Origin of the sequence: Nonomuraea corallina (assembly GCF_027620315.1) — a bacterium.
GTDB lineage: Bacteria > Actinomycetota > Actinomycetes > Streptosporangiales > Streptosporangiaceae > Nonomuraea > Nonomuraea corallina.
This window is the reverse complement of sequence record NZ_JAPNNL010000089.1, coordinates 21654-28360: the sequence shown is the minus strand read 5'-3', so window position 1 is coordinate 28360 and position 6707 is coordinate 21654. Positions and strand designations below refer to the sequence as shown.

Annotated in this window: 7 protein-coding genes; 2 read left to right on the top strand and 5 right to left on the bottom strand. The window is 69.9% G+C overall.

Going from position 1 to position 6707, the window contains the following annotated elements:
• A partial coding sequence (locus tag OUY22_RS21585) for a hypothetical protein (RefSeq protein WP_270156888.1) occupies positions 1 to 932 on the top strand: 932 nt, incomplete at its 5' end.
• Here the strand turns inward: OUY22_RS21585 and OUY22_RS21580 are convergent.
• From OUY22_RS21580 to OUY22_RS21565, 4 genes are all read right to left on the bottom strand, one after another.
• The gene (locus OUY22_RS21580) at positions 929 to 1930 is read right to left on the bottom strand and encodes a polysaccharide deacetylase family protein (protein WP_270156887.1); all 1002 of its coding nucleotides are present in this window, start codon (positions 1928 to 1930) and stop codon (positions 929 to 931) included. The genes OUY22_RS21585 and OUY22_RS21580 overlap by 4 nt on opposite strands.
• Before the next feature lie 157 nt (positions 1931 to 2087).
• Entirely contained in the window at positions 2088 to 3302 is a 1215-nt protein-coding gene (locus OUY22_RS21575) for an NADP-dependent isocitrate dehydrogenase (protein WP_270156886.1), read from the bottom strand.
• Positions 3303 to 3353: 51 nt separating this feature from the next.
• On the bottom strand, positions 3354 to 3653 hold the full coding sequence (locus OUY22_RS21570) for a DUF3017 domain-containing protein (protein WP_270156885.1): 300 nt from the start codon (positions 3651 to 3653) through the stop codon (positions 3354 to 3356).
• Between the two features lie 2 nt (positions 3654 to 3655).
• Entirely contained in the window at positions 3656 to 4777 is a 1122-nt protein-coding gene (locus OUY22_RS21565) for a citrate/2-methylcitrate synthase (RefSeq protein ID WP_270156884.1), read from the bottom strand.
• A gap of 181 nt (positions 4778 to 4958) precedes the next feature.
• On the opposite strand from OUY22_RS21565, the gene OUY22_RS21560 reads away from it, so the two are divergent.
• Positions 4959 to 5600, top strand: coding sequence for an FHA domain-containing protein (locus tag OUY22_RS21560; protein ID WP_270156883.1), 642 nt, complete (start codon positions 4959 to 4961; stop codon positions 5598 to 5600).
• Here OUY22_RS21560 and OUY22_RS21555 read toward each other — a convergent pair.
• Complete coding sequence (locus OUY22_RS21555) at positions 5574 to 6704, bottom strand: anhydro-N-acetylmuramic acid kinase (protein WP_270156882.1); 1131 nt, start codon at positions 6702 to 6704, stop codon at positions 5574 to 5576. The genes OUY22_RS21560 and OUY22_RS21555 overlap by 27 nt on opposite strands.
• Positions 6705 to 6707: the final 3 nt, after the last annotated feature.

The window sequence follows — 6707 nt, the reverse complement described above, 5'->3', positions numbered from 1 at the left end:
CCCCGGCCCCGGTGAAGCTGACCGGGCCCGCTCCCGCCCCGGTCAGGTACGCGTACGAGCCGCACTGCAACAACGAGACCGACGGCTGCCGGCACCACATCCTGGTGTCGGCGACGGGCGAGCGGTGGTGGCTGGAGGGCGCCCGCGACGACGCCCCGTTCGCGCTCTCCGCCGACGGCGCCCTGGCCGTCCACCCGTCGGGTGACCGGTACGTCGCCAGGGACCTGACCACCGGCACGGTCACGAAGCTGCCCGTCAAGGCGCGCGAATCGGTCGGGGAGATCTTCGGCAGCCAGGCGCCGTTGCTCTCCCTCGACGGCCGCCACCTGCTCGTCCAGCACGACGACCTGGACGAGGACACCGAGGTCGTGCTGGAGCGCCCGATGATCGTCGACATCCGGCGCGGCACCGTGCGCCGCCTGCCGAAGGGCGAGCGGGTCGCCGGCTGGACCACCGAAGGGCTCGCCCTGGTGACCGAGCGGCCCGCCCGCGACCTGCCCGGCCACGCCACCTCGGCCACGTACGTGATCCGCTCCCCCGGCGGCCGGGTGGTGCGGCGCTTCACCGTGCCCGGCAACCTGGCCTACGGCCTGCCGTCACCGTCGGCCCGCACGCTGGCGACGCTCGCGAAGGAGATCACCCCCCACGACGTGGTCAGCACCGGCATCCTGCTGACCGGCACCGGCGCCGGACGCACCTCCCGCACGGTCGTGCCGCGGCTCCCGGAGGGCCTGCGGCCCGACGCCCTCATCCGCTGGGAGGGTGAGGACGCCCTGCTCGTCCGCGCCGAGGACCGTCGCAGGAGGATCTCCTTCCACGTCGTGGACCTCGCCACCGGCGCCGCACGGGACCTCCGCGTCGCCATGAGCTCCGTCTCCGACTATGTGCTCGCCCCGGCGGAGCTCTCGGTCCTGATCGGGTCGGTCCGCTAGTAGGCCAGCGCCTTCGCCTTGTACGAGACGCGCAGGAACGGGTGCTTGAACTTCGGGTACGCGATCGTCGACGGGTCGCCGTCGGAGGTGTAGCGCATGTCCGGGTTGGCCTTGAGCCAGTCGAGCCAGGCCGTCGAGCAGAACTGCGCGCAGTCGCCCTTCTTGTCCATCGCCCTGATGCGCGGGATGCCCAGCGGGTCGTACGACTTGCTGAACGGGGACGCCGACGGGGTGTACCCGGCCAGGAAGACGCCCTGGTGGTGGTACGACTTGCCGCGCGCCGCCCACTCCTTCTTGCGCGGCTGCACCCCGTACGGCAGCGCGATCGTCACCGGCTTGACCGCGGCCAGCTCGTTGATCTGCTTGCCGATCGAGCCGATCTGCTCCTCGACCTGGGCGTGCGTGCGCGTGCGCAGGTTGTGGTGGTCGCGGGTGTGGTTGCCCAGGTCGAAGCCGTTCGACTTGAGCCACAGGAGCGTCTGCGCCTGCTCCTCGCGCACGTGCTTGCCGAACATGTCGCGGGTGATGTAGAAGGTCCCGACCGGCCGGAAGCCGGAGTGCCTGGCGGCCACCTCGCGCATGATGGCGACCGCGGTGTTCGCCTTGGGGGTGCCCATCTCGTCCAGCGTGAGCTGCGAGGGCGAGGAGTCGTCGAAGGTGAGCACCACCGGGTGCTTGCCGGCCGGGATGTCGATCTTCCCGGTGACGAACTCGGCCGCCGTGATCGGCACGTAGTCCTCTTTGGCCAGCCGTTCGAGCTCGGTGCGGAACTGCTTGGGCGTGCGGTCGTCGGTGGTCTGCGGCTTGTCGACGATGCGGTGGTACATGAGAACCGGGACCTGGCCCAGTTCGTTGGCCTTGACGGCCGCCGCCGCCTTCATCCTGGCGGCCGTGGACTGCTGCTGCTTGGCCGCGGTGTCGGCCTTGGCGTCCTTCGCCTGGGTGACCGGCTCGGAGCCGCACCCGGACACGATCACGGCGACCGCGACCACACCCACGCCACTGACGAAACGCAGTCGCATTCGAACCCCCCGAGATGCGCACGACTGTTATGGAGGGCTCTTACCCTTCTGATCAACACCGCCGCACCAAGAGAGCGTCCAGGAAGCGGAAAGGGCCGCCCGGGGGCGGCCCTTGCGCGGAGGGAGACGGCGGTCAGGCCATCTTCTTCTTCAGGTTCTCGTCCAGCGCGGCGAGGAAGTCCTGGGTCGTCAGCCACTCGGCGTCGCCGCCGACCAGCAGCGCCAGGTCCTTGGTCATCTGGCCGCCCTCGACGGTCTCGACGCAGACCCGCTCCAGCGTGTCGGCGAACTCGGTGACCGCGGGGGTGCCGTCCAGCTTGCCGCGGTGGGCCAGGCCACGGGTCCACGCGAAGATCGAGGCGATCGGGTTGGTGGAGGTGGGCTTGCCCTGCTGGTGCTGGCGGTAGTGGCGGGTCACGGTGCCGTGCGCCGCCTCGGCCTCGACGGTGCGGCCGTCGGGGGTCATGAGCACGGACGTCATCAGGCCGAGCGAGCCGAAGCCCTGCGCCACGGTGTCGGACTGGACGTCGCCGTCGTAGTTCTTGCACGCCCAGACGTAGCCGCCCTCCCACTTGAGCGCGGCGGCCACCATGTCGTCGATCAGGCGGTGCTCGTAGGTGAGGCCGGCCTTGTCGAAGTCCTCCTTGAACTCGGCCTCGAACACCTCGGCGAAGATGTCCTTGAAGCGCCCGTCGTAGGCCTTCATGATCGTGTTCTTGGTCGACAGGTAGACCGGGTAGTTGCGGGACAGGCCGTAGCGCATGGACGCGCGGGCGAAGTCGCGGATCGACTCGTCCAGGTTGTACATGGCCATCGCGACGCCCGCGCCGGGGAAGTCGTACACGTCGAGCTCGATCGGCTCGGAGCCGTCCTTCGGGGTGAAGGTGAGGGTGAGCGTGCCCTCGCCCGGCACCTTCAGGTCGGTGGCGCGGTACTGGTCGCCGAAGGCGTGACGGCCGACGACGATCGGCTTGGTCCAGCCGGGTACGAGCCGCGGCACGTTGGACATGATGATCGGCTCACGGAAGATCACGCCGCCGAGGATGTTGCGGATCGTCCCGTTCGGGGACTTCCACATGTGCTTCAGCCCGAACTCCTCGACGCGCGCCTCGTCCGGGGTGATGGTGGCGCACTTGACGCCCACGCCGTACTTCCTGATGGCGTTCGCGGCGTCGATGGTGACCTGGTCGTCGGTGGCGTCGCGGTGCTCGATGCCGAGGTCGTAGTACTTCAGGTCGATGTCGAGGTAGGGAAGGATCAGCTGGTCCTTGATGAACTGCCAGATGATCCGGGTCATCTCGTCGCCGTCAAGTTCGACGACGGGGCCCTCCACCTTGATCTTGGGCATGCGAACGGTTCCCCTTCATGAATGAATGCGTTGAGGCTATCGGACGCCTCGTCAGCGAGAGAAAAGGGACTCGATCAGGGCCTTCGCCGCCTGGTTGTAGAGCAGCAGCGAAGTCAGCACCAGCATGAACCCGCCCAGACCCAGGGTGATCGCGTCCGCTCTCCGGCCGCGGACCGCGAGCGGCCCGCCGAATCCGGAGAAGCGCAGCGCGGCACCGACCATGATCACGCCGCCCAGGGCGAAGCCGCCCCAGCGCGGGTCCATCAGGAAGACCGATCCCACGGCGACGGCCGCACCCGCCAGAATCAGCGGGTACGGCCCCCAGCCCTCGCGTTCGACGTCGTCGCTCAAGCTCATCGCTCGTCGATCGGCTTCCACTTCTGGTCGGTCTCGCCGATGTACTCGCTGTCCGGACGGATCAGGCGGTTGTCGGCGTGCTGCTCGATCACGTGCGCCGTCCAGCCCGACATGCGGCTGATCGAGAACACGGGAGTGAACAGGTCTGTCGGGATGCCAAGGTAGTGGTAAACCGACGCCGCGTAGAAGTCGACGTTCGGATAGAGGCCCTTCTCCTCGAAGACGACCTCTTCCATCTCCTTGGACATCCGGTAGTAGGTGTCGTCGCCGGCCGCCTCGGCCAGCTCCTGCGACATGCGGCGCAGATGGGTGGCGCGCGGGTCCTCGGTCTTGTAGACGCGGTGGCCGAAGCCCATGATCTTCTCGCCGGCGGCGAGCTTGTCGCGGACCGCCTGGGCGACGCCGGTCGGCTCGATCGACTCCAGGGTCTTCATGACCTGCTCGTTCGCGCCGCCGTGCAGCGGGCCCTTGAGCGTGCCGATCGCCGCCACGATGGCCGAATGCATGTCCGACAGGGTAGCGGCGCAGACGCGGGCGGCGAACGTGGAAGCGTTCATCGTGTGGTCGGCGTGCAGCACCAGGCAGGTGTCGAAGATCTCCACCTCGCGCTGCTCGGGGGCGCGCCCGGTGATCTGGAACAGGAAGTTCGCCGCGATGCTCAGTGAGGGGTCCGGGTCCGGGGCGGTCGCGCCGGAGCGGGCGGCGTGGTAGCGGGCCACCAGCAGGGGTTGCTGGGCGGTCATGCGGGCAGCCTTGCGCAGGTTCGCGTCAGGGCTGTTGGAGTCCTTGTCGGGGTCGTCGGCGCCGGACAGCGACACGTAGCTGCGCAGCGCCTCCATCGGTTTCTGCCTCTCGGCGATCTCGGAGATGTTCGCCGAGACGAGCGCGCCGAGCTCGCGGCCGCGCACCAGTTCGTCGCCGTACTCCTGGAGATCGGCGCGAGTGGGGAGCTTGCCTCGTTGCAGCAGGTACGCGGTCTCCTCGAAGGTCGCGCGGCCGGCCAGGTCGTGGATGTCGTATCCCCGGTAGAACAGCCGACCGGCTTTTCCGTCGATGTCGCTGAGCGCTGTGGACGCGGCGACGACGTCAGCCAGGCCTTTGGTGGGCTTGTCCGCCATGAGTGTTTCCTCCGCTTATCTTCCGACGAAGTCTACCCGTGAGCTGGCAAAACCGTCCGCAGAGGTCCAGACCAATTTCACGAGCGATTCTGCTTTCGGCAAAGGAGATTCCGCATCCCCGCGTTTGGGTAAGCCGGAGCTGTAGTAAGAGTTACGGCGGGCTACCTGGGGAGGAACTGCCGTGGAGGGGCCGTTCATACGCATCGAGGACACTGGCGAGGTGATCCCGTTGCGCCCCGAGATCACGACGGTGGGAAGAGGCCGCGGTGTCGACATCCGGCTCACCGATCCCAGCGTCTCTCGGCTCCATGCCGAGTTCGTCAGGCGAGGGCCTTACCTGTACGTCGTTGACCTGGGCCTGTCCCGCAACGGCACACGGGTGAACGGCAGGCCGATCGCCCGGAGGGTGCTCGACGACGGCGACGTCGTCTCCTTCGGGGCCGCGCGGGCCCGGGTCGGCGGAGTCCCCCGCGAGGACTTCGCCCCCGAAGTGGAGCTCCGCAGGGCCGCGGCGCCCGAGCTGACCAGGCGCGAGGTCGACGTACTCACCTCGCTCTGCCGGCCGGCGCTGTCCGACGAGGCGTTCGTCGCTCCCGCCACCGCGCGGGAGATCGCCGACGACCTGGTCGTGACGGAGGCCGCGGTCAAGCAGCACCTGCTGCGGCTCTACCAGAAGTTCAGGATCCCCGAGGGCACCAACCGCCGCACCCGGCTGGCCAACGAGGTCGTCGCGCTCGGCCTGGTGCGTCCGACCCCTGTGGTCCCCCCGCAGCGGTCGGGGACCGCCTCCGAGCCGTCAGCGGCCGGCCGCAGGGCTTCCTGACAAACGGATCGCGACCGGGGCTTCGGCGAGGGGTTCCGGCAGCGCCAACGGACCGGAACCCGGCGTGATCGTGCCCAGCACCCGAGCGCCCGACGCGCCCGTGCAGCTGGGCACGGTGGCCGCCAGGCCGTGTGCGGTGAGCCAGCCGAAGAGCGAGAAGGCGATCGCCTCCTTGCCGTCGGCCGGCACTCCGAGTGCGTCGCTGGTCACGAACGCGGCCGGCGCCGCCCGCGCGCGCAGCATGTCCATCAGCGTGGGGTTGCGCGCGCCGCCGCCTGACACGATCACGGTGTCGAGCCGGTGGCGGCGGATCTCGGCCGCGACGGTCTCGGCGGTGAGGGCCGTCAGCGTCGCCACCAGATCCGGCAGGGGCAGCTCCGCCCGGACGTAGTCGGGGGTGAACAGCTCCTTGCCGGTGGATTTCGGCGGGTCCAGCCGGTAGTAAGGGTCGGCCAGGAGCCGGTCCAGCAGTCCGGCGTCGACCGCGCCCGCCGCCGCCAGCGCCCCGTCCTCGTCGTACGGCGGCGCGGCGGCGTCGATCAGGGCGCAGCCGGGCCCGGTGTCGTAGGCCAGGGCGGGCTCGCGCACGGTCAGGTTGGCGATGCCGCCCAGGTTGAGCGCGCCGGCGCGGCCCCGGCCCGCGGGCAGCCCGGCCATGAGCAGCAGGTCGAGATAGGACACCAGGGGCGCGCCCTGGCCGCCGGCGGCCACGTCGCGCGCCCGTACGTCCGACACCACCGGCGCCCCGGTGCGCTCGGCGATCCAGGCCGGCTGGCCGACCTGCAGCGTGCCGCGCACCCGGCCGTCCTCCACCCAGTGGAACAGGGTCTGGCCGTGCGAGCAGATCAGCTCGCAGGGCGGCGCCTCGGCGGCGGCGCCGGCGAACGCCTGGCCGATCAGCGTGTCCAGGGCGCACACCTCGCCCAGGTCCACCCGGTTCGGCGGCAGCGCGGCCAGGATGCGGGCTCTCAGCCCCGGCTCGTACGGCCGCTCGCCGACGTGCGCGATCGTGCCGGTGAGCACGCCGCCGCCGAGCGTCCAGTCCACGACGGCGCTGTCGATGCCGTCGTGGGACGTGCCGGAGATGAGGCCGAGAACCCGCATGCG

Coding starts and splice junctions, on each gene's coding strand:
- OUY22_RS21575 (WP_270156886.1), bottom strand. CDS start 3,302: ATGCCCAAGATCAAGGTGGAGGGCCCCGTCGTCGAACTTGACGGCGAC.
- OUY22_RS21565 (WP_270156884.1), bottom strand. CDS start 4,777: ATGGCGGACAAGCCCACCAAAGGCCTGGCTGACGTCGTCGCCGCGTCC.
- OUY22_RS21555 (WP_270156882.1), bottom strand. CDS start 6,704: ATGCGGGTTCTCGGCCTCATCTCCGGCACGTCCCACGACGGCATCGAC.